Here is a 23,414-nt window from a genome sequence, read left to right on the forward strand (position 1 = left end):
TGTCGCAGCCCCGACCCGCGGCCACGAGCGGGGGCTCCTATCTTTTTAGTGCCCTCGGATTGGGTCATAGTGTCTGTAGGTGACGATAACGCGGCATTTCCATTGCTGGAGCTAGAGGCTTTCTTTCGACTTGCGTTTTTAGTCGAAAGCTATTAAGCGACATTCCGTTATTCGGAATGTCGCTTTCGTTTTTAGCTGGTTATTTCGCTTGCGTTGGTGGATATGTCGTGCGTTCTGCGTATGGCAATATAAGATAGTTCTTTGTATTAAACGTAATTCGATGTTCTTGAGGGTAGGGGATTGATTTGGGTCGTGCTGGGGATATGACGCCGCCTTTGCGTTGGCGGTTGGGTGTTGCTGGTGGGGTGGCGCTCGTTGTGCTGCTTGTTGACCAGTTGACCAAGCTTGCGGTTCGTGCCGTGGGCGACGCTTTGCATGTGACTGTTATCCCCGGCGTGATCGACTTCCTGTTTGTCCGCAATATCGGCGCTGCCTTTAGCATGGGCGAGGGGCATGGCATCGCGTTTGCCGTGCTGGCGCTGGCGGTCATTGTCGCTATTGCCGCGTACCTCATTCGTGCACCCCAGCTCGCCCATCTTGAGGTTGTGGGCATGGCGATGGTTGCGGGCGGTGCTATCGGCAATGCTATCGATCGTTTGGCCTTTGGCTTCGTGACCGATTTTATTGCCACCACCTTCATCGACTTCCCCGTCTTCAATGTGGCCGATATCGGCATTACCTTGGGCGTCGTGCTCGCCCTCTTCGGATACATGTTCTTGAGCCCCGCGGCCCGCGAGGTTGATGCGACTGCCGAGCTCAATGCCCGTGATGAGGCCCGCGCTAAGCGCAAGGCCAAGCAGCGTGGGGAGCGTGCCCGCAAGATTCGCGAAAGGAATGAGCGTTAATGGCCGACATCCATATTCTTGTTGCCGACGATTCCGCTGGTCAGCGTCTTGACGCCTATTTGGGCGCCAACGATGGCTGTCCCACGCGCTCTGCCTGCGCGCATCTGATCGAGGGAGGCGCCGTTGCCGTCAACGGTGAGACTTGTCTCTCTAAAAAGTGCGCCGTACGCGCCGGCGATCGCATCTCGGTCGACTTGCCCGAGCCGCACGACCCGACCGACGTGATTCCCGAGGCCATTCCCCTCGATATCCGCTACGAGGACGACTACCTTATCGTGCTCTCCAAGCAGCGGGGCCTGGTGTGCCATCCCGCCCATGGCCACGAGAGCGGCACCCTTGCGAACGCTCTGGTCTACCACTGCGGCATCGACCATCTTGGTACCGTACAGGGTGAGGACCGCCCCGGGATCGTGCATCGTTTGGATCGCGATACCTCGGGTCTCATGCTTGCGGCAAAGGACGACGACACGCAGCGCGCGCTTCAAAATCTCATTCGCACGCGCACGCTCGATCGTCGCTATATCACGCTCGTTCACGGGCACATCGCCATGGACGAGGGCACCATCAATACCGGTATCGCCCGTTCTACGCGCGACCGCGTCAAGATGGCGGTTTCGGACGACCCCTTTGCCCGTCAGGCCATTACGACCTTTAAAGTCCTCGAGCGCTTCGATTCCACGCGTTTCGACGACGGCTATACGCTCGTCGAGTGCCACCTGTTTACGGGCCGCACACATCAGATTCGCGTGCATATGCGCCATATCAACCACGCCTGCGTGGGCGATCCGCTCTACGGTAAGTGCGATGCGCGTGCCGATCAGGGTCTGACCAGGCAATTCCTTCATTCCTGGCGCGTCGCATTCGACCATCCCGTGACGGGTGAGCGCATCGAATGCCGCGACGAGCTGCCTTGGGATCTTGCTGCGGTTCTTGACGACCTGGCCCCGCGCTCGCTTGGCCGCACCGCCGCCGGCGACGACATCGTCCCGCAGCTTGGCCTTCTCGAAGCCTAGCCGGTATTAGGTGGTTTCTTGAACTCGGTAAGCCTGCGGTATGATATACGGTTGTTTACGTAACGCGTTCTCGGGAGCCTGCATGCTCGCCTTTTTACAAACTAACACGCCCATCGTGATCTTTAACCAGATTGTGGTTACGCTGCTCACGGTCTGCTTTCTGTACCAGGTGGTCTTCTTTGTCATTGGCGCTCTTCGTGGCGAGGTCGCGCCTCCCAAGGCCAAAAAACTTCACCGCTATGCCTTCTTTATCGCGGCGCATAACGAGGAGGCCGTGATCGCCAACCTCGTTCGCTCCATCAAGGATCAGGATTATCCGTCCGAGCTTATCGAGGTCTTCGTGGTCGCCGATGCCTGCACCGACAACACGGCGCAGCTCGCGCGCGAGGCGGGCGCCATCGTTTATGAGCGCAACGACCTGGCCCGCAAGGGTAAGAGCTGGGTCATGGACTTTGGTTTTGATCGCATCCTTAACGAGTATCCCGACACGTTTGAGGGCTACTTTATCTTCGATGCCGATAACGTCATCTCCCGCGATTACGTGTCCAAGATGAACGATGCCTTTGACCAGGGATTCCACGTGGTCACGAGCTATCGTAACTCCAAGAACTTCGGCAGCTCGTGGATCTCGGCAGCTAATGCCACTTGGTACCTGCGTGAGGCGCGCTTTCTCAACAACGCGCGCAATATCTGCAAGACTTCTTGCGCTGTCTCGGGTTCGGGCTACCTCATCTCCGCCAGCGTTATCGAGGGCATGCACGGTTGGCAGTTCCACACGCTGACCGAGGACATTCAGTTCACCACGTTCTGCGCCATTCACGGCATTCGCATTGGCTATGCGCCGGCGGAGTTCTTTGACGAACAACCCGTGACGTTTAAGGCGTCCTGGAAACAGCGCATGCGTTGGACCAAGGGCTTCTACCAGGTGTTCTTTACTTACGGTAAGCACCTGGTCAAGTCGACCTTCCGCTACCATCGCTTTGCCGCCTACGACATGTTCATGACGATCGCCCCGGGTATGCTGCTGTCGCTCATCTTGATGCTCGCCAATGCGACGTTCCTGATCGTGGGTGGACTCTCGCACGGCTTTTTGGCTACCGAAGTCGAGATGCAGGCCTGTGCCGCTTCGCTCATTATGACCTTCGCCATGATGTATCTGACTTTCTTTATCCTGGCGCTGCTCACGACTATCTTTGAGTACAAGCACATTCACTGCCCGCAAAAGTGGCGTCTGGTGACTAACCTGTTTACCTTCCCGATCTTTATGTTCAGCTATATCCCCATCACGGTGGCCGCGCTGTTCCTGAAGGTCGACTGGGTCCCGACGCAGCACGCCGTCAGCGTTACCCTTGACGAGGTCATGCAAGGCGCCAAATAACCACCACCAAAACCATCGCAAAGGGGACAGGCACCTTTGTGGTGGTTTTTGCTTTTGAGCAGCTGCTCAAGGAGGTTTTCGATGATCTATATCCCGTTTTGGATTTGCATCTTTGCCGGCGCGTGGATTGATGCCCGTGAGCGGCGGTTTCCCAATGAGCTTGCCGGCGCATGTGCCGTGGCGGCGTTAGCAGGCGTTTGGCTCGACAGGGGCGTTAACACTGCACTTGATCATGCCGGTCTTGCGGTCATCGTCTACCTTGCCCTTATGCTTACTGAGTCGCTCTGGCGGCGCCTTCGTCAAGCCCCGGGGATTGGCATGGGGGACGCCAAAGCACTCTTCGCGCTTTGCACGCTCGACCCTATGGGTGGCATCGTGGCATTTGCCGTCGCACTCCTGGCCCTGGCCCTCTCCTGCCTCTTCACAAAATCGCGCTCCCTGCCATTGCTCCCGTTTTTAGTGCTGATTTTTGCCATAATCGAGGTCGTGGGCTGCACTCTGTAACCGATTGCGCATCGTTCTTAAGGAGCATGCCATGGCAACTAATCAAGAAACGGCCGCCATCAAGGCGCGTATGGACCGTATTCCTTCGGCGTTGTCGCCCGAGCTCGTCGAGCGCATTGCCGCCAATCGTGCTTCGGGCACTGTCAATCCGTATCGTTGCAACGACGACCAGGTCATTCGTCGTGTCGATCGCGATGCGGACAAAGGCACGCTTATGCGTCCGGCGTTTATGCGCGATACCGAAAAAATCCTCCATCTACCGGCGTACACCCGTTATGCAGGCAAAACGCAGGTTTTTAGCTTTCGAAGCAACGACGACTTGTCGCGTCGTGGTCTACACGTGCAGCTCGTCTCGCGCATTGCGCGCGATATCGGTCGCGCCCTCGGGCTCAACTGCGATCTGATTGAAGCGATCGGTCTGGGTCACGACTTGGGGCACACGCCTTTCGGCCATGCCGGCGAGCGATTCCTCAACGATATCTATCACGAGCGCACGGGTCGTTATTTTTTCCATAACGTGCAGTCGGTCCGCGTGCTCGATGCGCTGTACGGTCGCAACGTGTCGCTTCAGACGCTCGATGGCGTGCTCTGCCACAACGGCGAGTACGAGCAGCGTGTGTTCGAGCTCTCGGACATGGGTTCCTTTGACCAGTTCGATCGAACCGTCGAGGATTGCATTGCCACAGGCTATCGCGCAATTGAGCACTTGCGCCCCATGACGCTTGAGGGCTGTGTCGTTCGCATCTCGGATATTCTTGCCTATGCGGGGCGTGATCGCCAAGACGCCATTGCGGCGGGCCTGCTGTCACCCGACGCTTTTGACGATGGGCTTGGCGGAGCATACAACAGCTGGATTCTCACGCATGCCTCTATCGATATCGTCGAGCACAGCTATGGCAAGCCGCGCATCGAGATGAGCGAGGACCTGTTCGAGGAAATCCGCCGCGCTAAGCGCGAGAACTACGAGAAGATCTATAGCAAGGGCGGCATCGAGGGCGACTCCGAAACGGAGCTGCGCGAGGCGTTCGAAAAGCTCTATGACCGTTGCCTGCAGGATATAAACGAAGGCGACGAGTCTTCGTATATCTTTAAGCATCACATTTCGCGCATTGAGCGGCAGCTTTCCTACTACAATCGCACCTATGCATGGCAGGATGATAAAGATCAGACCGTAGTGGATTACATTTCGAGCATGACGGACGGCTATTTCTGTGAGCTGACGAGCAAGCTGTTCCCGGGGCTGAAGTTTCCGCATCGTACCTATATTAACGAACGGTAGTTCGTATATTTTCGGTATACTGTTGAGGAACAACGATTTTGATGGATGCACGGGATGGCTATGGACGACCTTTTTTCTGCCTCGACGCGCGAGCGTTCCTTTAAAAATGCGCCGCTTGCGGTGCGCATGCGCCCCAATTCGCTCGACGAGTATGTGGGCCAGCAAAAGGCCGTCGGTAAGGGCTCATGGTTGCGTGCCGCGATCGAGCACGACGTGCTTTCGAGCGTGATTCTGTACGGGCCGGCCGGTACGGGTAAGACGACGCTGGCCCACATTATCGCCAACCATACCAAGAGCGAGTTTGTCGAGGTCAGCGCCGTCACGGGTACTGTGAAGGACCTGCGTCGCGTGATTGACGAGGCCAAGACGCGCCTGAATACCTACGACCGCCGCACCATTCTATTCATCGATGAGATTCACCGCTTCTCTAAGTCGCAGCAGGATGCCCTGCTGCATGCAGTTGAGAACCGTACCGTCATTATGATTGGCGCTACGACAGAGAACCCGTACTTTGAGGTCAACTCGGCACTGTTGTCGCGCGGGCGCGTGGTGGAGCTTGAACATCTGAAGGATGAGGCTATCGCCACGCTTATTGAGCGTGCGCTCGAGGCACCACAGGGCTTGAACGGAAAGTTCTCGGCCGATGAGGATACGGTCAAGACCATTTGCACGCTGGCAGCGGGTGACGCTCGCTCGGCGCTCACGACGCTCGAGCTTGCGAGCGAGATTGCCGTCACGCGTCCCGATACCGAGGGAACGCCAGCGCCTGCGGCGGGGGAGCGCTATCCCATCACCGTGGATGACGTGAAGATTGCCAACCCGCGTCGCGGCTTTACGTATGACAAAAACGGCGACATGCACTACGACATCATCAGTGCGTTCATCAAGTCCATGCGCGGTAGTGACCCCGATGCCACGATCTATTGGCTCGCGCGCATGATCGATGCTGGGGAGGATCCTAAGTTTATCGCTCGCCGCATTATGATTCACGCTTCTGAGGATGTTGGCAACGCCGACCCGCAGGCGCTTTTGGTGGCGCATGCCGCGTTTAAGTCTGCCGAGGTCATTGGCTATCCCGAGTGCCGCATTAACCTGGCTCAGGCTGCACTCTATGTGTGCTTGGCGCCAAAATCCAACGCGTGTGAGGCTTCGATCGATGCGGCGCTGGCCGATATCCATTCTAGTGGGCTTCGCGAGGTGCCGAGTTATCTGCGCGATCGCCATCGCCCGGGCAGCGATGAATACGGTGTGTATAAGTATCCACATGATTATCCCGAAGGCTGGGTCGATCAGCGCTATTTGCCCGAGGGACTGGAGCGCGGCGTGTTCTGGCAGCCTGCCGGCCGCGGTTGGGAAGAATGGCGCGTAGAGCAAAGCGAACGCGACCGCAGCGGGAATGCACCGAAGTAGCTGCTGATAATTTTGTCCCACGTTGCTGCTCTTGGCATGTTCGGTCCCCTTTGGGGTACCATGAAAAGCGTCTGTATTTCGATTCTTCCGGGAGGCTTGTATGAGTCCCATTCAAATCGCCCTGCTGCTGCTCGCCGTTGCCGGCGTGTGGGCCATCGCTGAGCTCGCGCTTACCCTGCGCAAGACCCGCAATGTTGTCGACTCGCTCGATAAGACCGTGAACGACCTCAACAACACCATCGCCGAGGCTCAGCCTGTGGTGGCAAAGCTCGATGGCGCTGTCGATGAGCTTACGCCGACGCTTGCCCAGATGGAGCCGCTGCTTAAGTCGAGCAAGACGGCAGTTGATGCCCTTACCTCCAATCTCGTAGAGGTCGAAGCCGTGGTTCGCGACATTTCCGAGGTTACGGGCAGCATGGCCGAGGCCAGCAATGCTGTGTCGAGCGTGACCGACTCTGCCGCCGGTGCTGTGCAGAAGCTCTTCAATAAGGTGAAGGCTCCTGCAGCCGACGCCGATCGCAAGCTCGCCGCTGCCGCTGCGGAGGCCGAGCAGCCTACCGAGCGCGTCCTAATTGGCGAGGACGAGGCCGCCGCGGGCGACGATGATGGTCAGAAGTCTGTATCCAAGCCGGCTCAGTATTACACCTATACGCCCGCCGAGACCTCTGAGGAGTCCTGCGATGAGTAGCGAAGCAAACTGCCCTATCACGCTGACCGTTGCCGGTGACCCGCGTCTCGCTCGCCTTGTGCGCATGACGGCAGCCAACGTTGGTGCCCTGTGCTCTATGTCTGTCGATCGCATCGAGGACATCCGCATGGCTGCTGAGGAGGCTTTCATCTTTGGTTGCACCGCGGTCGACTGCGATGACATCACCATCAAATTCGATGTCGATGAGACCCACGTTGGCATGACTATTACCTTTGGGGACCAGGCTACGGTCGATGAAGACGACCAGGCTGCGGTGTATGCCGAGCTCATCCTCGCGAGCGTGTGCGACTCCTACGAAAAGACTACGGCGCCCCTGACGCTTTCCCTCGACCTCAAGGCGGATATCTAATATGACCGAACGTTCCCGGAGCGGTAAGACCGCTTGGGACAAGGAGAAAACCCGCGAGCTGTTTCGTCGCTATAAAGAGACCGGTGACCCGGACGCACGCGAGCAGCTCGTCATGTCCCACATGAACCTGGTAAGGTTTCTTGCCAACAAGTTTAAGAACCGCGGCGAGCCGCTCGATGACCTGATGCAGGTTGGTTATTTGGGCCTGCTCAAGGCTATCGACCGCTTTGACCCTGAGCGCGGACTCGAGTTCACCACGTTTGCCACGCCTACCATCCTGGGCGAGATTAAGCGTCACTTCCGTGATAAGGGCTGGAGCGTGCGCGTGCCGCGCCGTTTGCAGGAGCTTTCTGCCAAGGTTAACCAAGCTACCGACAAGCTCACTAACGAGCTGCAGCGCTCGCCTAAGGTTGAAGAAATCGCTGAGTACCTGGGTGTGACCGTCGACGAGGTGCTGGAGGCCATGGAATCGTCTTCGGCCTATACCTCGGTGCCCATCGAGGCTCCTGGCGCGTCCGATTCCGATGATGCCCCCTCGATTCTCGACCGCTATGCCGATGACGACAACGAGCTCGATTTTACCGATGACCGCCTGGTGATCGAGGAAGCCATCCGCGATTTCTCGCCGCGTGAGCGTGAGGTTATCGAGCTGCGCTTTGTGAAGGGCATGACCCAGATCGAGATCGCTAAGAAGTTGGGTATCTCGCAGGTGCAGGTTTCGCGCCTGCTGCGCCGTACCCTTAAGAAGATTCAGGACAAGATCGACCCCGACGGAGTGATGGTTCGTTCATGAGTGAGCACCCCCAACAAACCGACCGCACGCTGCGCGATAGCCGTATTCTGACGCTTCGCATTTGGGCTGTCGTCGGCTGCATTGTCATCGCCGCCGTCATCTTTAACCTTATGGGTATCCTGGCGCCGGTTATCGAGTTTCTCGCTGTCGGTTCCATCATCGCTTTTGTGATGTCGCCGATCACTAACTGGCTCGAGCATCACGGCGTCAACCGTGGCATCGGTTCGCTCATCGCGCTGATCGTGGTTGTGGCAGTGCTCGTCGGCGTCGTCTGCATCCTGTCGCCTATTTTGCTCGGTCAGATTATGGAAGTCCTGAGCCGTCTGCCTGAGCAGCTTCGCGTTGCGGGCGGTGATCTCAACGAGATGATTTCGCACGCTAAGACGCTCAACAACACGCCGCTCAAGGAGTACTTGGACGATAATCTGTCCTCGCTGGTTACTGTGGCGTCCAAGTACGTATCGCAAATCGCCGCCGAGCTCGGTCGCGGCGTGTTCCCGCTGATCACCAACACGGCCTCGCAGCTGTTCGTAATCTTCCTGGGTTTGGTGCTTGCCTACTGGCTTGCCTGCGATTATCCCCGTATGCACCACGAGGTCTGTACCATCATCGGACAGGAAAAAGAGACCTCGTACCGCTTTATGGTCGCGATTCTTTCGCGCTCGGTCGGCGGTTATATGCGCGGCATGGTCGTGACGTCCATCTGCGGTGGCATCCTCGCCTTTATCGGCTTTACGCTCATTGGCCATCCCTACGCGGCTCTCATGGCCATCTTTACCGGCATCATGCACTTGGTCCCGGTTGTCGGTCCCTGGGTAAGCGCGGCGATCGCCACGGTGCTCGGCTTTATGTTCAGCCCCATGCTGGCGTTGTGGACGCTCGTTGTGACCGTGGTGGCTCAAAACGTCACCGATAACGTCATTTCCCCCAAGGTCATGCAGAGTTCGGTGCAGGTGCATCCCATCATGAGCCTGACGGCCCTCGTTATTGGTTCGGCACTCATGGGTCCCATCGGCATGGTCATCGCCATTCCGCTATGCGCGGCCCTCAAGGGCATTTTCGTCTACTACTTTGAGAACGAGACCGGCCGTCAGATCGTGGCATACGACGGCGCTGTGTTTAAGGGCACGCCGTATCGCGATGCCGAGGGCAACCCGGTCGCCGCCTATGACGCGCTTGGAGACGATACGTTCATTTACGAGTCCGAGCTCATCGGCAATGAAACCGCGCCCGAGGCCCAGGCGATGCCCAAGCCCGAGCTCGAGAATCCCTGGATCAAGCTCTCGGGCCTGCAGCCCGATGCGACGAGCTTTTTCAAGAATCCCTTCGCCAAGGACGATGACTCCAACTCGGACGACGATACCAAAACCGGCATCGACGGCTCCATGGACGATTCGGATTCCAAATAGGCACTGCTAGCGTTTCTTGAAGTTGTAAATGACAAGAAACGCGAGCAAAGCGATTGATAAGGGGCCGGCTACATAGAAAAAGAGAACGTCAATTGCGCGTAGAGTGTAATAAGCTTTATCGCCGGACATTACTGCATACAATACGTAGCCAAATGCTGGTTGGTTTGCGTACCAGCAGGAGAAAGCCAAAAGCGCTAAAAGTGCTACAACCAGAAGTGCATTCAGGACAAATCGTTTGCTTTTCATCGATCGCTCCTTCCGGGTGAATCTTATATGTAATTCTACAGTAGCCTTTTTCAAAGCATCGCATACTCCTAAATAACGTGCACTTTCGCTGTAGGGTCGGCTTTATGTCGGCCCTCTTTTTTGCACTTGCGCGGCGGGATGGTAATATCGTTACGTTTGAACTGTTTCGATGTGAAACCGAGGAGATTCCCTCTATGAGTGCTGACTACCCGTCAATGACTACGGCCGAGATCCGCTCCAAGTTCCTCAACTTCTTTGAGGAGCGCGGTCTTAAGCTCTATCCTTCTTCGTCCCTTGTTCCCGACGACCCCTCGCTGCTGCTTGCCAACGCCGGCATGAACCAGTTTAAGGAGTACTACCAGGGCAAGAAGACCATGAAGGAGATCGGCGCGATCTCCTGCCAGAAGTGCGTCCGCACCAACGACATCGACTGTATCGGCGAGGACGGCCGTCACCTGTCGTTCTTCGAGATGCTCGGTGACTTCTCCTTTGGCGGCGTCTCCAAGCAGCAGGCTTGCGCTTGGGCCTTCGAGCTCATCACCAAGGAGTTCAAGCTGCCGCTCGATCGCCTGTACTTTACCGTCTTTACCGAGGACGACGAGACCCACGACGTGTGGCGTTCTCTGGGCGTTGCCGAGGACCACATCTCCCGCCTGGGCGAGGACGACAACTTCTGGGCCGCCGGCCCCACCGGCCCCTGCGGTCCGTGCTCCGAGATCTACTTTGACATGGGCGAGGAGGTCGGTTGCGGCAGCCCCGACTGCAAGCCCGGCTGCGACTGCGACCGCTTCCTTGAGTTCTGGAACCTCGTGTTTACTCAGTACGACCGCCAGGAGGACGGCTCCATGCCTGAGCTGCCGCACCGCAACCTCGATACGGGCATGGGCCTGGAGCGCATGGCCGCCATCATGCAGCACAAGACCGCCAACTACGACGGCGATTTGATGCAGCACCTCATCAAGTTGGGCGAGGAGATCAGCGGCAAGACCTATGACGCCGACGATTACTCCGGTGCCAGCCGCTCCCTGCGCATCATCGCCGACCACTCCCGTGCCGTTGACTTCATGATCTCTGACGGCATCCTCCCCGGTAACGAGGGTCGCGAGTACGTCCTTCGCCGCCTGCTCCGCCGTGCTGTGTTCCACGGTCGCCTGCTGGGCATCGAGGGCGCCTTCCTGACCAAGTTCATCGACGAGGTCAACGCTCAGATGGGCGAGGCCTACCCCGAGCTGCTCAAGAACGTTGCGCTCGTCAAGGGCATCGTCGCCTCTGAGGAGGAGCGCTTCTCCACGACGCTGGACAACGGCCGCGTCTACCTGGACGAGGCCCTGGCAGCGCTTGCCGAGGGCGCCGTACTTCCGGGCGATGTCGCCTTTAAGCTGCACGATACCTTTGGTTTCCCCATCGACCTGACCATCGAGATTGCCGGCACCGCTGGCCATGACGTCGATATGGACGGCTTCACCGTCTGCATGGAGGACCAGAAGGCCCGTGCTCGCGCCAATGCCAAGGGCGACGCCTGGGGTAGCTTCAACGACGTGTGGGTCGAGCTTTCGGACAAGGTCGCTGCGACCGAGTTCGACGGCTATGACAACGATGTGATCGAGGGCGCCAAGGTTGTCGCCATCGTGCGCAACGGCGTGTCCGTCGAGTCCGCTGCCGCGGGCGAGGATGTTGAGGTCGTGCTCGACCGCACCCCGTTCTATGCCGAGATGGGCGGCCAGCAGGGCGATGCCGGCGAGCTTTCCGCCGAGGGCGTTTCGCTGACCGTTTCCGATACCAAGAACCACAACGGCCTGTATGCCCACGTCGCGCACGTCGCCGAGGGCACGCTGACCGTCGGTGCTACCGTGACCGCCGCGCTTGACGCCGAGCGCCGTGGTTTCCTGCGCCGCAACCACACCGCCACGCACCTGCTCGACGCTGCCCTTAAGCAGGTCCTGGGCGAGCACGTTTCCCAGGCCGGTTCGCTGGTGACGCCCGAGCACCTGCGCTTTGACTTCACGCACTTCGAGGCTCTGTCCTCCGTGCAGCTCAAGGCTGTCGAGGATCTGGTCAACCAGCAGATTTTCGCTTCCAAGCCGGTCGTGACCCGCGTTATGGGCATCGACGAGGCCAAGGCCGCCGGTGCTGTCGCCCTGTTTGGCGAGAAGTACGGCGACGTCGTCCGCGTCGTCTCCGTGGGTGCCGAGGACCAGCCGTTCTCTCGCGAGCTCTGCGGTGGTACGCATGCTGCCAACACCGCCGAGATCGGCCTGTTCAAGATCATTTCCGAGTCCTCCACGGGCTCGAACGTCCGCCGTATCGAGGCCGTTACCTCTAAGGGCGCCCTCGACTACATGGCCGACCGCCTGGCACTCGTTGACGCCGCTGCCGCTGCGCTCAAGTGCCGCGTTGACGAGGTTCCCGCTCGTGTGGAGAACCTGCAGGCCGAGCTTCGCGAGACGTCTAACAAGCTCAAGAAGGCGCTGACCGGTGGCTCCTCCGACGCTATCTCCAGCGCCATCGAGGGTGCCGTCGAGCTCGACGGCTATAAGCTCGTCGTCGCTGAGCTCCAGGGCCTTGAGGCTGCTGACCTGCGCAACGTCTGGGATACCGTGCACCAGAAGGTCGCCGGCCCTGTCGCCTGCGTCGTTGCCAGCGTGACCGAGAAGGGCACCCCGGCCCTGCTCGCCGCCGGCTCCGATGACGCCGTGAAGGCCGGTTTCCACGCCGGTAACGTGATTAAGCAGATTGCGGGCCTGGTCGACGGTCGCGGTGGCGGCCGTCCCAACATGGCCCAGGCCGGTGGCAAGAACGCCGCCGGTATCGCCGATGCCCTCGCGGCAGCCAAGACCGCGCTCGGCGCCTAAGTTGTCGCTGTGGTCGCGCTCGCGCTGGACATAGGGGAGACCAGGATCGGCATCGCCGTCTCGAGCCGTGATGGCAAGATGGCGATGCCCGTCAAGGTGCTCCCGGCCGCCGAGGTCATTGGTATGGCCAAGACGTTCCGTTACCTGGTCGAGGACTATGAGCCCGACATCCTGGTAAGCGGGCGTCCCCTGACCATGGCCGGCGAGCCTGGCCCCCAGGCCGAGCGCGTTGCCGCCGTAGCGCAAAAGATCGCCGACGAGCTCGATCTTCCGCTGGAGTTTGAGGACGAGCGCCTGTCCTCGCAAGAGGCCAAGCGTATCCTGCGCGAGCAGGGACTCAACGAAAAGCAGATGAGGGGCAAGATCGACATGATCGCCGCCAGCCTGTTCTTGCAGACGTGGCTCGATCGCAAAAACGAGGAGGTTTCGCATGTCTAGCGCTTTCGATCCGCGCCAGCCGAATCGTACACGACAGCCTGCGCCACGCCCTGTATCGTCCGGTCAGCGTCCGATGCAACCGACTCAGCGCGCGGCCCAACCCGCCGCACGTTCGGCGCAGCCCTCTTCTCGCCCCACTCAGCCTACTCAGCGTCCAGGCCAGCAGCCTGTTCGTCGTCCTGCTCAGCAGTCTGCTGCCCATACAGCCCAGCCCGCGGGCGGTTCCCGCTTTAAGCAGCAGGCTCCTGCCCAGCGCACGGAGGGACAGGCACCGCAATCACGCTCCCACGCACATCATGCTCATGGCTCGCACGGCGTTGCTCCGGCCACGCGCTCGAGCTATAACACGCGCGCTCGCCGTGGTGCCCAAAAGAAAAGCTCGCCGGTGCCTATGATTATCGGTGCTGTGGTTGCGGCGATCGTTCTTGCTGCCATCGCCTTCTTCGCCGTACCGGCCGTCAAGGGCTTTTTTGCCGGTGAGGATGCGAAAGTCACCGCTGGCCAGCAGGTTACCGTTACGATTCCCGAGGGCGCCTCGGGCGACACGATCGCCTCGATTCTCTCCGAGAACCATATTGTCGAGAATCCCAAGGATTACTACGCGGCGGTTAAAAAGCTTAACGCGGACATGTCGCTTAAGCCTGGCACGTACTCGTTCACGACGCTGATGGATGCGACCAAGGTCGTTCAGCAGCTCATGGAGGGGCCCAATGCCGGCTCCGATGCACTGACAATCCCAGAGGGCCTGACGGTCGACCAGGTTGCCGACCGCGTGGCCCAGGCGTACGACAGCATCTCCAAAGAGGACTTCCTCAATCAGGCCAAGGCTAGCAATTATGTAAACGACTATCCGTTCCTGAAAGGCGCTGCCAACGATTCGCTCGAGGGCTTCCTATTCCCCAAGACCTATTCGCTGGGCAAGGACCCGAGTGCCGATGACGTCATCCGCGCCATGCTCGATCAATTCAACACCGAGTACAAGTCGCTCGATTTTGCCGGTTGCGAGGCCAAAATCAAGGAGCGCTACGGCGTGGAGATGTCTGATTACGACATCATCAATCTCGCTTCCATCGTTGAGCGTGAAGGCCTCAACGCCGAGCAGCGCGCGCATGTGGCCTCGGTGTTTTACAACCGTCTTGCCGGCAAGCTCGACGGTCTACGCTACCTCAATAGCGATGCGACCATGATGTATGTCACCGGCGGCGAGGTTACCGCCGACGACCTGCAGAGCGATAGCCCGTATAACACCTATAAGCACGAGGGCCTGCCGCCCACGCCCATCTGCTCTCCGTCACTCGAGGCGCTCAAGGCAACCCTTGAGCCCACCGACTCCGATGACCTGTATTTCTACATTACGCAGGACGAGGAGTATTTCTCTCAGACCTACGAAGAGCACCAACAGTCTTGGAATTAAACATGAGGATTTTCAGCCCCAAACGATATGTTGCCTCGGTCGACCGCATCGACCTTGATACCCTGTGGGCCGACGGCAAGCGCGCCATTTTGCTCGACCGCGATAACACCCTGGTGCCGCGTGATACCGAGCAGGTCCCCGCTGCCGTCTCGGCCTGGCTCGACGCCGCCCATGCCAAGGGCTTTAAGCTGTGCATGGTGTCGAACAACTGGCATCGCGACCAGGTCATGAGCTCAGCACGCGAGCTGGGGCTCGAGGCCATCAGCCATGCCATGAAGCCTGCACCGTTTGCTCTCAAGGCCGGTCTTAAGCGCTTGGGCGCCACGGCCGATGAGGCTGTGCTGATCGGTGACCAGCTGTACACGGACGTGTGGAGCGGTAACTTTGCCGGCGTCGACACGATCTTGGTAAAGCCGCAGGCAACTCAGGACCTGTGGTATACGCAGATCTTCCGTATCTTTGAGCGCCGGGCCCTGCGCGACCTTCCCTGCGAGGAATAGGTTTCGTCATGTCCCAGCACACCAAGCACGGCTGCGACCATATTTTCTTTATCGGGTTTTTGGGTGCGGGCAAATCGACGCTCGCACGCAACGTGGGCACGATGTTCAAGCGTCGGTTTATTGATACCGACCGCCTTGTCGTGCGCCGTTGCGGCAAATCGGTAACCGAGATTTTTGAAACCGAGGGCGAGGAGCGCTTTCGCGAGCTCGAAACCTCGGCGCTCCGTTCGCTCCAAAGCGAGCGCAGCTTGCTGGTTTCGTGCGGTGGCGGCATTGTCGAGACGCCGGTCAATATCGAGCTCATGCACCAGATGGGTACCTGTGTGTACCTCGAGGGCGATTTTGAGGATTCGATGCGCCAGATCCGCCGCTCCGACACGCGTCCCGATTTCCGCTCGCCCGAGCACGCGGCGCTGCTCTTTGAGCATCGCCGTCCGTTGTATCGTCAAGCTGCCGATCTTACCCTTGATATTCGCAACAAGTCCTTCGAGGACGTTTCCTACCTTTGTGCCGAGATGCTTTTGGAGCGTGGACTGCTATGATTCGCCGTCAACTTATCAATTTCCAAAACCGCAGTGTCGATGTCCGCGTCGGATTGGGCGCGTTCGAGGAGCTGTCGCGCATGTTTGCCTCGGCTGTGGGCAAACCCAAGCGGGCGATGGTGGTTTGGAACAGCGCCACATCCGAGCGTTTTGGCGAGGTTGTCGAGCATGCGCTGGTCGACGCCGGTTTTGCCGTGTCGCTGCTTGTCCTCGAGGTTTCGCCTGCCGGTGCTACGCTGGCCGATGCCGATACCGTTTTTGGCGCCCTGTCGGCTAACGGCATTACCTGCGACGATCTCGTTGTCGCTGTCGGCGACACGGCGACCTGCTCGGTCGTTTGCTGGTGTGCCAATCAGTGGTGCGGTCGCACCGAGTGCGCCTTGCTGCCGACGACGTTCGACGCCATGCTCACGGTCGCGACGACTATGAAGTCACTCGTCGCCTCGTCGGCGAATGCGCTTCCCGCTATCGCGTTCCGTCCCGAGCCGGGCTTGGTCGTGTGTGACCTCGAACTTGTTCGCGAAGCGGACCCTGAGGACCTCAAGCTCGGTTATGCGGTACTTGTTGGCACCATGCTTTCGAGCAGCAAGTCCCGTTGGAATCAGTTTACCGAGACCGTCCCCGAGATTCTCGCTGGCGAGGAAGTCGCGCTCGTCAATGCCGTTCAGTGGTCTCAGACTGCCCGCAAGGACGTACTGATGGCCACGAACCCGAGCGCCCGCCATGCGCTCGATTTTGGCAAGACGGGGGAGCGTACCCTGCGCGCCTGCTTGGGCGATGCCGCTTCGCAGGTCCCTGCCTACCAGCTGTTGTCCGAAGGTATGCGCTTTGAGGCGCGCCTAGCACATGATGCCTGCGACTTCGATATCGATTACGTCTTTGAGGTCGATGACTGCCTGGAGGACTTTGGTATCGAGGAGTTTGCCTTCGATCTGGAGCCCGCCGCATATATCGAGGAGTTCCGCAGGCAGCAGTTTGTCCGCTCGAACCGCAGTATGTTGCCGCTGCCCGCGGCACTTGGCGCCATTCGTCTAACGAGCGTTGAGGACGAGGTTCTTGAGCGCCATGCTCACGCCTACTTGGCTTCTCGCAAAGAACTTCTCTAATTTTATTGACATCCATCGTCTTTCGTATCATGTTGAGGGACGGGTTTTCAATCGGTTGCGGATCGCGTGCAAATCCGTCTTTCGATCGGGACCCGTCCCGCTTTTATGAGGACAACAAGAAAGGAATCTGCATGTCTGAGTTTGCTGCCGGTCCTGCCGGTCGTATCGAGCGCGTCCGTGCCCTGATGGCCGAGCGCGGCTACGACGCCATCGTCGTGCGCGACGAGGCCAATCTCCGTTGGCTCACGGGCGTGAAGGGCGTCTTCGATTACACCTTCGAGTTCCCTCACGCCGCGTTTATTACGGCCGATCAGTGCCTGTTCCACACCGACTCGCGCTATCTCAACAGTTTTGAGGAGAACACGCCCGCCGGCAGCCCCTGGGTCTACGACATGGACGAGGGCACCATCCCCGGCTGGGTCGCCGGCAAGATTGCGGCCAACAAATGCCGCGTCTGCGCCGTCGAGGATGACATGCAGATTAACTTCTACCAGGGTATTCAGCGTGGTCTGGAGGACCGCTCCGTTGCCTGCATGCTGCCGCTGATGCATGACGACATCCGCAAGATGCGTGCCATCAAGGATGCAGAGGAGATCGAGCTCATGCGCCACGCGCAGTCGATCACCGATGCCGCCTTCCAGCACATGCTCGGCTTTATTAAGCCCGGTATGACCGAGAAACAGGTCCGCAACGAGCTCGAGAACTTTATGTTCGCCAACGGCGCCGACAGCCTGGCCTTTGGCTCCATCGTTGCGAGCGGTCCCAACACCGCCAACCCGCACGCCGTGCCGAGTGACCGCGTGATCGAGAAGGGCGACTTCGTCCTCATGGATTACGGCGCGGGTTACTGCGATTATCGTTCCGACATGACGCGCGCCGTCGTGATGGGCGAGCCTACCCAGGAGCAGCTCGACCTGTACGCGCTCGTGCGCCGCACCCATGAGGAGTGCGTCGCCGCCATCCATCCGGGCGTCGAGGGCAACGACATTTTCAAGCTTTCCAAGAAGATCATCGGCGATGCCGGCTATGGCGATTACTACAACCATGGTCTGGGCCACGGCGTGGGCATCGACATCCACGAGCTGCCTAACTTCAACCGCAGCAAGAATATCATCGAGGTCGGCTCGGTTATCACCATGGAGCCCGGCGTCTACCTGCCCGGCGTGGGCGGCGTGCGCCTGGAGGACTACGGCGTCGTCACCGAGAACGGCTATGAGCCCTTCACCAAGACCCCGCACGACCTGCATATTATCGATTGCTAAACCATCCATTTGGGTTTTTGGAGGCGGGGCGTCCGGATCGATTCGGGCGTCCCGCGTTCTCTTTTTATGCGCTCGCCGCAGCCGCCGTCTGCAAGTGTATAATTTCGCTCGTATGTAATTTGGACGTTTGTGCGTCTAGCCAATAACAAGAAAGGTCGCTATGCCTACTATCTCTACCGCCGACTTCAAGAATGGCCTCGGTCTCCGCATTAAGGACAAGGTCTACACCATCGTCGAGTTCCAGCACGTCAAGCCGGGCAAGGGCGGCGCTTTCGTGCGCTACAAGACCCGCGACATCAAGAGCGGCCGCGTCGTCGAGAACACCTGCAACGCCGGCACCAAGTTCGAGAGCGTCATGCTCACCACCCGTGAGTTCCAGTACCTCTACAACGACGGCGCCGACTACATCTTCATGGATAACGAGTCCTACGAGCAGGTTCCCGTTCCCGAGGATATGGTGGGCGAGAACGCCAAGTGGCTGCGCGAGAATGACACCTGCCAGCTGCTCTTCGCCGACGACGAGCTCATGGGCGTGACCCCGCCGATGTTCATCGAGACCACCATCGTCCAGACCGACCCGGGCTTCAAGGGCGATACCGTCCAGGGTTCCACCAAGCCGGCCACCATCGACACCGGCGCTGTCATCCAGGTCCCCATGTACCTCAACGAGGGCGAGGTCATTAAGGTTGACACCCGCGACGGCAAGTTCGTCTCCCGCGTCTAGCAACCAACTCTTCTAGGAGGACTCATGCCCCAGGAAATCAAGATTGACGGCATCGGCATTTCGCCCGATGTTCTAACCGCCATCGTCTCGCGCGCCGTCACGGATGTCGAGGGCATCGCCTCCGTGGGCGTCAAGGACCTTGCCACCAACCTTGTCTCCATGATGCTTTCGTCCAAGGCCCCGGCTTCCGAGCCGGCGGTCGAGGCCGAGGTCATCGGCGACAAGCTCGCACTTACCGTGCGCGTCGTGGTGTTCTTTGGCTATCCGTTCAAGAAACTCGCCGAGGCTGTTCGCGCCGCCGTGGTCGCCGCCATCGACGCCCAGGTGGGCGTCGAGGTCGAGCGCGTTGACGTTTGCATCGACGGCCTCGTTTTCCCCAAGGAGTAACCTTTGAGCCTTAAGGTTTATCGCGGGCGTACGCTTGCCCGCAGTCAGGCGCTGCAGCTGCTGTTCCAGGCCGAGGCCACGGACAGCCCGCTCGAGCGCGTCCTCGAGGGCGATTTCCTGATCTCGAAGGGTCCCCTCGACCCCTACGCGCTGGAGCTGTGCCGCGGTGCCTACGAGCACATCGACCGCATCGACTGCGCCCTGCGCTCCGTCGCCAAGAACTGGGATCTTATGCGCATGCCCGGCGCCGACCGCAATCTGCTGCGTATCGCCGTCTATGAGATGCGCTTCCTCACCGACGAGGAGGTCTCGGACGCCATCGTGATCAACGAGGCCGTCGAGCTTGCCAAGGCCTATGGCACCGACCAGTCCGCGTCGTTTGTCAACGGTGTGCTGGGCAAGATCGCTCGTAGCGAGGAGCTGCCGGGCGAGGACCTGTATCAGGAACTGCTGGCCGAGGATCGTGCCCGCGAGGAGGCCCAGGCCGCCGAGGCTGCCGCCAAGGTTGCCGCCGCTCAGGCTGCGGCCGGCGTTCTCGACGAGGATGCTGAGGTCGCCGAGGCCGAGACCGGTACCGTCGAGGAGTAGCCATGCCAGAGGGTTCCGTCCGTAACTTCGACGAGATCTCGGACCGCTTGGACCAGATCATCGCTACCGTTCGCTCCAAGGATACTTCATTGGAGCGTTCGCTCGATCTGTTTGACGAGGCGATCGAGCTGGGCTCCCGTGCGGTCGATATGGTCGACAAGTTTGAGCTGACGCCTCGTGAGGCCGATAAGCTTGAGCAGGAATACGATGAGGATGCGGCAAACGAATCCCAGGATAGTCAGGCCGCGTCTCCTGATACGAATGGTTGATGGCATTCATGAAACGTGTGCGTCTTGATGACGAACTGATTTCACAGGGCATCTGCGCCGATCGCGCGGATGCCCTTCGCACTCTTATGGCCGGCTTGGTCTCGAGTGGCGGCGAGCGTTTAACCTCGCCGGGCCTTAAGGTGACGCCCGGTCTGCCTCTGCACGTTAAGGGTCGTATTCCCTACGTGGGGCGCGGCGGGCTCAAGCTCGAGGGTGCACTCGATGCGTTTGGGATTGATCCGGCGGACCTTGCTTGCCTCGATGTGGGCTGTTCCACGGGCGGCTTTACCGATTGCCTGCTCAAGCGCGGTGCCGCCACAGTCGTTTCGGTCGATGTGGGTCGCGCCCAGTTTGATTGGTCGTTGCGCCAAGACGAGCGCGTAATGCTCCATGAGCGCACCAATGTGACGCAGCTGCCTCAGCTCGGCTACGGCGATGCTATCGACCTGGCCGTGTGCGACGTTTCGTTTACGAGTATCGCGAATATCATCGATGCCGTGCTGGCGTGCCTGAAGCCTTCGGGTTCGTTCTGCACACTCGTAAAGCCCCAGTTTGAGGCACCGTCTGCGCTGGTGGGCGAGGGCGGTATCGTGATCGACCCCGCCGTCCGCTGCGATACGCTCGTGGCGGCGATTGAGCTCTTTGCCGCCAAGGGCCTGTTCCCGCGCGACGTGTGCGTGTCGCCTATCCATGGCGCTAAGGGCAACGTTGAGTTTTTCCTGTACGGCACGAGGTTTGCCCCCGGCGAACGCACCGACAATGAGCTGCAATCCCAGGTATCGTTTTTGAGCGAGAAAGCTGCAACGCTATGAAGGTCTTTCTGGTTCCCAATTACTACAAGCAAGAGGCGGTCGAGAGCGGCCTGATGCTTGAGCTTTGGCTTTCGCGTCAGGGCTATGAGGTCGCATGGGCTGCCGACCAGCGCTCCAAGATCCAGAGTACGCCCGATGTTGACGATGCCGACTTGGTCATTACGCTCGGCGGCGACGGCACGCTGCTGCGCGCGGCCCGCATTCTCAACTACCGCGAGATTCCCATCCTTGGTCTGTCCTACGGTCACCTTGGGTTTTTGACGGCCGCGAGCCCCGAGGAGCGCGACGTTTTGCAGGTTGTGAGCGATGCTCTGTCCGGTGAGCTGCATGTGAGCCGTCGCGCTACCATCGCCGCGGATATCGTGTCCGTGCGCGAAGACGGTACGAAGGATGTCGTGCGCACGTTTGCCCTCAACGATATGGCGCTTACGCGCGGGCCCCTGTCCGATATGGTCGAATTCGACATCACGGTGTCCGGCCATCATATCGATCGCCTGCGCGGTGACGGCGTGGTTGTATCGACGGCGACCGGCTCCACCGGCTACGCGCTTTCCGCCGGCGGCCCCATCGTCAGCCCCGATTACACGGGCATGGTCTGTGTGCCCATCGCTCCGCATACCATTCAGGCTCGCGCCTTTTTGACCTCGCCGAGCGATGTCGTCGAGATCTTTATGTCCGATGATCGCCCGAGCGTTCCGGCGATCGCCATCGATGGACAGTTTATTACCTGCGATGGCACGGTCGAGAGTGTGGCTGTGCGCCGTGGTCCCGGCGATGTGCTGCTGCTGGATTACGGCCCCGAGAGCTTCTATAACTCGGTGAGCCGCGTGTTCTATGGAGTGCGTCATGATCGATGAGCTGCAGGTTTCCAACATTGCACTCATTCGCGAGGCGACGTTGGTTCCGAGCACGGGTCTAACGGTTCTGACTGGAGAAACCGGCGCCGGTAAGACCGCGCTGCTCTCGGCACTCAAGCTCATTTTGGGCGAGCGCGCGGATTCGTCGACGGTGCGCGAGGGCGAGGCACTTGCCAGCGTCGAGGCGCGCCTGTTTGATGGCCCGCATGACACGGAGGGCGTCACCGTGCAGCGCAGCCTTTCTGCCGAGGGCCGCAGCCGCGTAAAAATTGACGGCCGCATCGCCAGCGTGCGCGAACTTTCGGAGCGCGTCGGCGTGATGATGGATCTTTGCGGTCAGCACGAGCACCAGCGCCTGCTCGACCCGGCGCATCATGTTGCCATGGTCGATGCCTGGGCAGGGCGCCCGGCACTCGAGGCGCTCGAGCACTACCGTGCTTGCTTTAAGGCATCGCGTGCGGCTGCCAAGGAGGTCCGTCGCGTCGAAGAGGCCTCGCGTGCGCAGGGGAGTCGCGTCGAGGAGGCGCGCTTCGCCCTGGAGCGCATCGCCGAGGTCGACCCCAAACCGGGCGAGTATGAGGAGCTCGAGGAGCTGCTGCCGCGCTCCGAGCATGCCGAGGTGCTGGTGGCCACGGCCAATGATGCCCATGCATCGCTTGCTGCCGAAGGGGGAGCGCTCGATGCCGTGAACAGTGCCGTGGCGGAGCTCTCTCGTATGGCTACTGTCGATCGAAAGCTGGGCGACATTGCCGATGCGCTTTCGGATGCCTGTATCTCGCTTGAGGATTGTGCCAACGAGCTGCGCACCTATCGCGATGGAGTCGCCTTCGATCCGCGCGAGCTGGCTCGTATGCGCGAACGCTATTCAGATCTTAAGGCCCTGCTGCGTCAGTGGGGGCCCACCATGGACGATGTCTTTGCCATGCGCGACCGCTCACAAGAGCTGTTGTCGCTGGTCGATGATGGTGATGAGCGGATCAAGAAGGCTCGCGAGGCGCTCGGGTGTGCCGAACGCGAGCTTTTTGCTGCTGCCAAGGCGCTTAAACGCGTGCGGAATACCGCAGCCCCTCGCTTTTGCCACGAGGTTGGCCGTCAGATGGCGCGCCTGGAGATGGGCGACGCCGAGCTCGTTTGGGAGTCGCGCGATCTTCCGCGTGCCGAATGGACGCTGGCGGGGCCTTCGAGCTATGAGCTTTTGTATCGCAGTGGTGCCGGATTGACGCCGCGCCCCCTGCGCCGCATTGCGTCGGGCGGCGAGCTCAGCCGCGTCATGCTTGCAAGCAAGGTTGTCCTCGGTAACGCGGACGGTGTCGATACGCTGGTGTTTGACGAGGTCGATGCCGGTGTCGGTGGCTCCACGGCGCGTGCACTCGCGGGCGTGCTGGCAGATCTCGCCTCTACGCATCAGGTGATTGTCGTAACCCACTTGGCGCAGGTCGCCGTCATGGCCGACAAGCATTATGTTGTCAGCAAGGAACCAGGCGATGTTCCCCAGACGCATTTGGACGAGGTAACCGGCGAAGCGCGTACCGCCGAGATCGCCCGCATGTTGAGCGGCGATCAGTCCGAGGCTAGCCTGGCGCACGCAAAGCAGATGCTCGAAGAAGCTCGAGGTTAGGTCGTATCAGCGGTGTTGGTGGGACAAAATAGACTGAATTTTTTGTCCCA

Annotated in this window: 25 protein-coding genes; 24 read left to right on the forward strand and 1 reads right to left on the reverse strand. The window is 59.7% G+C overall.

The genetic code is table 11. The features are described 5' to 3' along the window. Window positions 1–377: 377 nt before the first annotated feature. From lspA to AAA069_RS07175, 10 genes are all read left to right on the forward strand, one after another. Window positions 378–905, forward strand: a complete 528-nt coding sequence (gene lspA, locus AAA069_RS07130; protein WP_238057327.1) for a signal peptidase II — start codon at window positions 378–380, stop codon at window positions 903–905. Further along, entirely contained in the window at window positions 905–1,918 is a 1,014-nt protein-coding gene (locus tag AAA069_RS07135; RefSeq protein ID WP_225093519.1) for an RluA family pseudouridine synthase, read from the forward strand. Before lspA ends, AAA069_RS07135 begins: the two co-directional genes overlap by 1 nt. Window positions 1,919–2,000: 82 nt before the next feature. Then, a complete protein-coding gene (locus tag AAA069_RS07140; protein ID WP_225093520.1) occupies window positions 2,001–3,296 on the forward strand; it encodes a glycosyltransferase family 2 protein in 1,296 nt (431 codons plus the stop codon). An 81-nt stretch (window positions 3,297–3,377) separates the two neighbouring features. Then, window positions 3,378–3,800 carry a prepilin peptidase gene (locus AAA069_RS07145; protein ID WP_349127956.1) on the forward strand — a complete coding sequence of 141 codons (423 nt, stop codon included), beginning with the start codon at window positions 3,378–3,380 and terminating at the stop codon, window positions 3,798–3,800. Between the two features lie 31 nt (window positions 3,801–3,831). Beyond that, the gene (locus tag AAA069_RS07150; protein ID WP_349127957.1) at window positions 3,832–5,079 is read left to right on the forward strand and encodes an HD domain-containing protein; all 1,248 of its coding nucleotides are present in this window, start codon (window positions 3,832–3,834) and stop codon (window positions 5,077–5,079) included. Between the two features lie 60 nt (window positions 5,080–5,139). After that, on the forward strand, window positions 5,140–6,489 hold the full coding sequence (locus AAA069_RS07155) for a replication-associated recombination protein A (RefSeq protein ID WP_225093522.1): 1,350 nt from the start codon (window positions 5,140–5,142) through the stop codon (window positions 6,487–6,489). A gap of 100 nt (window positions 6,490–6,589) precedes the next feature. Then, window positions 6,590–7,177: a hypothetical protein gene (locus tag AAA069_RS07160; protein WP_238057330.1), complete on the forward strand. Its 588-nt coding sequence runs from the start codon at window positions 6,590–6,592 to the stop codon at window positions 7,175–7,177. Continuing rightward, window positions 7,170–7,547 carry an ATP-binding protein gene (locus AAA069_RS07165; protein ID WP_161144949.1) on the forward strand — a complete coding sequence of 126 codons (378 nt, stop codon included), beginning with the start codon at window positions 7,170–7,172 and terminating at the stop codon, window positions 7,545–7,547. Before AAA069_RS07160 ends, AAA069_RS07165 begins: the two co-directional genes overlap by 8 nt. 1 nt (window position 7,548) lies before the next feature. Next, window positions 7,549–8,340, forward strand: a complete 792-nt coding sequence (locus AAA069_RS07170) for an RNA polymerase sigma factor SigF (protein ID WP_118237452.1) — start codon at window positions 7,549–7,551, stop codon at window positions 8,338–8,340. Further along, on the forward strand, window positions 8,337–9,749 hold the full coding sequence (locus AAA069_RS07175; RefSeq protein WP_349127958.1) for an AI-2E family transporter: 1,413 nt from the start codon (window positions 8,337–8,339) through the stop codon (window positions 9,747–9,749). Before AAA069_RS07170 ends, AAA069_RS07175 begins: the two co-directional genes overlap by 4 nt. 6 nt (window positions 9,750–9,755) lie before the next feature. Here AAA069_RS07175 and AAA069_RS07180 read toward each other — a convergent pair whose 3' ends face one another. Continuing rightward, window positions 9,756–9,995, reverse strand: a complete 240-nt coding sequence (locus AAA069_RS07180; RefSeq protein WP_118237448.1) for a hypothetical protein — start codon at window positions 9,993–9,995, stop codon at window positions 9,756–9,758. Between the two features lie 194 nt (window positions 9,996–10,189). Here AAA069_RS07180 and alaS point away from each other — a divergent pair, with 194 nt between their 5' ends. The 14 genes from alaS (at window position 10,190) to AAA069_RS07250 (ending at window position 23,364) form a co-directional block, all read left to right on the forward strand. Next, a complete protein-coding gene (gene alaS / locus AAA069_RS07185; RefSeq protein WP_349127959.1) occupies window positions 10,190–12,847 on the forward strand; it encodes an alanine--tRNA ligase in 2,658 nt (885 codons plus the stop codon). Between the two features lie 9 nt (window positions 12,848–12,856). Continuing rightward, a complete protein-coding gene (ruvX, locus tag AAA069_RS07190) occupies window positions 12,857–13,285 on the forward strand; it encodes a Holliday junction resolvase RuvX (RefSeq protein ID WP_349127960.1) in 429 nt (142 codons plus the stop codon). Window positions 13,286–13,676: 391 nt separating this feature from the next. Beyond that, complete coding sequence (gene mltG / locus AAA069_RS07195) at window positions 13,677–14,699, forward strand: endolytic transglycosylase MltG (protein WP_349127999.1); 1,023 nt, start codon at window positions 13,677–13,679, stop codon at window positions 14,697–14,699. Between the two features lie 2 nt (window positions 14,700–14,701). Then, window positions 14,702–15,199 (forward strand): YqeG family HAD IIIA-type phosphatase, encoded by a 498-nt coding sequence (locus AAA069_RS07200; RefSeq protein WP_349127961.1) that lies wholly within the window; start codon window positions 14,702–14,704, stop codon window positions 15,197–15,199. 8 nt (window positions 15,200–15,207) lie between these two features. Further along, window positions 15,208–15,741: a shikimate kinase gene (locus tag AAA069_RS07205; RefSeq protein ID WP_349116686.1), complete on the forward strand. Its 534-nt coding sequence runs from the start codon at window positions 15,208–15,210 to the stop codon at window positions 15,739–15,741. After that, entirely contained in the window at window positions 15,738–16,847 is a 1,110-nt protein-coding gene (locus AAA069_RS07210; RefSeq protein WP_349127962.1) for a hypothetical protein, read from the forward strand. The genes AAA069_RS07205 and AAA069_RS07210 overlap by 4 nt, the downstream gene beginning before the upstream one ends. 131 nt (window positions 16,848–16,978) lie before the next feature. Further along, entirely contained in the window at window positions 16,979–18,109 is a 1,131-nt protein-coding gene (locus AAA069_RS07215; RefSeq protein ID WP_349127963.1) for a Xaa-Pro peptidase family protein, read from the forward strand. Between the two features lie 160 nt (window positions 18,110–18,269). Then, window positions 18,270–18,833 carry an elongation factor P gene (gene efp, locus AAA069_RS07220; protein ID WP_117583455.1) on the forward strand — a complete coding sequence of 188 codons (564 nt, stop codon included), beginning with the start codon at window positions 18,270–18,272 and terminating at the stop codon, window positions 18,831–18,833. Between the two features lie 24 nt (window positions 18,834–18,857). After that, a complete protein-coding gene (locus AAA069_RS07225) occupies window positions 18,858–19,220 on the forward strand; it encodes an Asp23/Gls24 family envelope stress response protein (RefSeq protein ID WP_117583456.1) in 363 nt (120 codons plus the stop codon). Between the two features lie 3 nt (window positions 19,221–19,223). After that, on the forward strand, window positions 19,224–19,808 hold the full coding sequence (nusB, locus tag AAA069_RS07230) for a transcription antitermination factor NusB (protein WP_117583457.1): 585 nt from the start codon (window positions 19,224–19,226) through the stop codon (window positions 19,806–19,808). 2 nt (window positions 19,809–19,810) lie between these two features. Then, entirely contained in the window at window positions 19,811–20,077 is a 267-nt protein-coding gene (locus AAA069_RS07235) for an exodeoxyribonuclease VII small subunit (RefSeq protein ID WP_154515533.1), read from the forward strand. Window positions 20,078–20,085: 8 nt separating this feature from the next. Beyond that, the gene (locus AAA069_RS07240) at window positions 20,086–20,889 is read left to right on the forward strand and encodes a TlyA family RNA methyltransferase (RefSeq protein ID WP_349128000.1); all 804 of its coding nucleotides are present in this window, start codon (window positions 20,086–20,088) and stop codon (window positions 20,887–20,889) included. After that, window positions 20,886–21,746, forward strand: a complete 861-nt coding sequence (locus AAA069_RS07245; RefSeq protein WP_349127964.1) for an NAD(+)/NADH kinase — start codon at window positions 20,886–20,888, stop codon at window positions 21,744–21,746. The genes AAA069_RS07240 and AAA069_RS07245 overlap by 4 nt, the downstream gene beginning before the upstream one ends. Further along, complete coding sequence (locus tag AAA069_RS07250; RefSeq protein ID WP_349127965.1) at window positions 21,736–23,364, forward strand: DNA repair protein RecN; 1,629 nt, start codon at window positions 21,736–21,738, stop codon at window positions 23,362–23,364. The genes AAA069_RS07245 and AAA069_RS07250 overlap by 11 nt, the downstream gene beginning before the upstream one ends. Window positions 23,365–23,414: the final 50 nt, after the last annotated feature.

Origin of the sequence: Collinsella sp. CLA-SR-H006, assembly GCF_040097075.1 — a bacterium.
Classification (GTDB): domain Bacteria; phylum Actinomycetota; class Coriobacteriia; order Coriobacteriales; family Coriobacteriaceae; genus Collinsella.

Bases quoted from the DNA above. Each gene is read 5' to 3' on its own strand.
- AAA069_RS07170 (WP_118237452.1), top strand. From the start codon at position 7,549: ATGACCGAACGTTCCCGGAGCGGTAAGACCGCTTGGGACAAGGAGAAA.
- AAA069_RS07235 (WP_154515533.1), top strand. From the start codon at position 19,811: ATGCCAGAGGGTTCCGTCCGTAACTTCGACGAGATCTCGGACCGCTTG.
- AAA069_RS07160 (WP_238057330.1), top strand. From the start codon at position 6,590: ATGAGTCCCATTCAAATCGCCCTGCTGCTGCTCGCCGTTGCCGGCGTG.
- AAA069_RS07240 (WP_349128000.1), top strand. From the start codon at position 20,086: ATGAAACGTGTGCGTCTTGATGACGAACTGATTTCACAGGGCATCTGC.
- AAA069_RS07225 (WP_117583456.1), top strand. From the start codon at position 18,858: ATGCCCCAGGAAATCAAGATTGACGGCATCGGCATTTCGCCCGATGTT.
- AAA069_RS07165 (WP_161144949.1), top strand. From the start codon at position 7,170: ATGAGTAGCGAAGCAAACTGCCCTATCACGCTGACCGTTGCCGGTGAC.
- AAA069_RS07245 (WP_349127964.1), top strand. From the start codon at position 20,886: ATGAAGGTCTTTCTGGTTCCCAATTACTACAAGCAAGAGGCGGTCGAG.
- AAA069_RS07210 (WP_349127962.1), top strand. From the start codon at position 15,738: ATGATTCGCCGTCAACTTATCAATTTCCAAAACCGCAGTGTCGATGTC.
- mltG (WP_349127999.1), top strand. From the start codon at position 13,677: ATGATTATCGGTGCTGTGGTTGCGGCGATCGTTCTTGCTGCCATCGCC.
- AAA069_RS07205 (WP_349116686.1), top strand. From the start codon at position 15,208: ATGTCCCAGCACACCAAGCACGGCTGCGACCATATTTTCTTTATCGGG.
- alaS (WP_349127959.1), top strand. From the start codon at position 10,190: ATGAGTGCTGACTACCCGTCAATGACTACGGCCGAGATCCGCTCCAAG.
- AAA069_RS07140 (WP_225093520.1), top strand. From the start codon at position 2,001: ATGCTCGCCTTTTTACAAACTAACACGCCCATCGTGATCTTTAACCAG.
- efp (WP_117583455.1), top strand. From the start codon at position 18,270: ATGCCTACTATCTCTACCGCCGACTTCAAGAATGGCCTCGGTCTCCGC.
- AAA069_RS07155 (WP_225093522.1), top strand. From the start codon at position 5,140: ATGGACGACCTTTTTTCTGCCTCGACGCGCGAGCGTTCCTTTAAAAAT.
- AAA069_RS07135 (WP_225093519.1), top strand. From the start codon at position 905: ATGGCCGACATCCATATTCTTGTTGCCGACGATTCCGCTGGTCAGCGT.
- AAA069_RS07145 (WP_349127956.1), top strand. From the start codon at position 3,378: ATGATCTATATCCCGTTTTGGATTTGCATCTTTGCCGGCGCGTGGATT.
- AAA069_RS07250 (WP_349127965.1), top strand. From the start codon at position 21,736: ATGATCGATGAGCTGCAGGTTTCCAACATTGCACTCATTCGCGAGGCG.
- AAA069_RS07175 (WP_349127958.1), top strand. From the start codon at position 8,337: ATGAGTGAGCACCCCCAACAAACCGACCGCACGCTGCGCGATAGCCGT.
- AAA069_RS07215 (WP_349127963.1), top strand. From the start codon at position 16,979: ATGTCTGAGTTTGCTGCCGGTCCTGCCGGTCGTATCGAGCGCGTCCGT.
- AAA069_RS07150 (WP_349127957.1), top strand. From the start codon at position 3,832: ATGGCAACTAATCAAGAAACGGCCGCCATCAAGGCGCGTATGGACCGT.
- AAA069_RS07200 (WP_349127961.1), top strand. From the start codon at position 14,702: ATGAGGATTTTCAGCCCCAAACGATATGTTGCCTCGGTCGACCGCATC.
- AAA069_RS07180 (WP_118237448.1), bottom strand. From the start codon at position 9,995: ATGAAAAGCAAACGATTTGTCCTGAATGCACTTCTGGTTGTAGCACTT.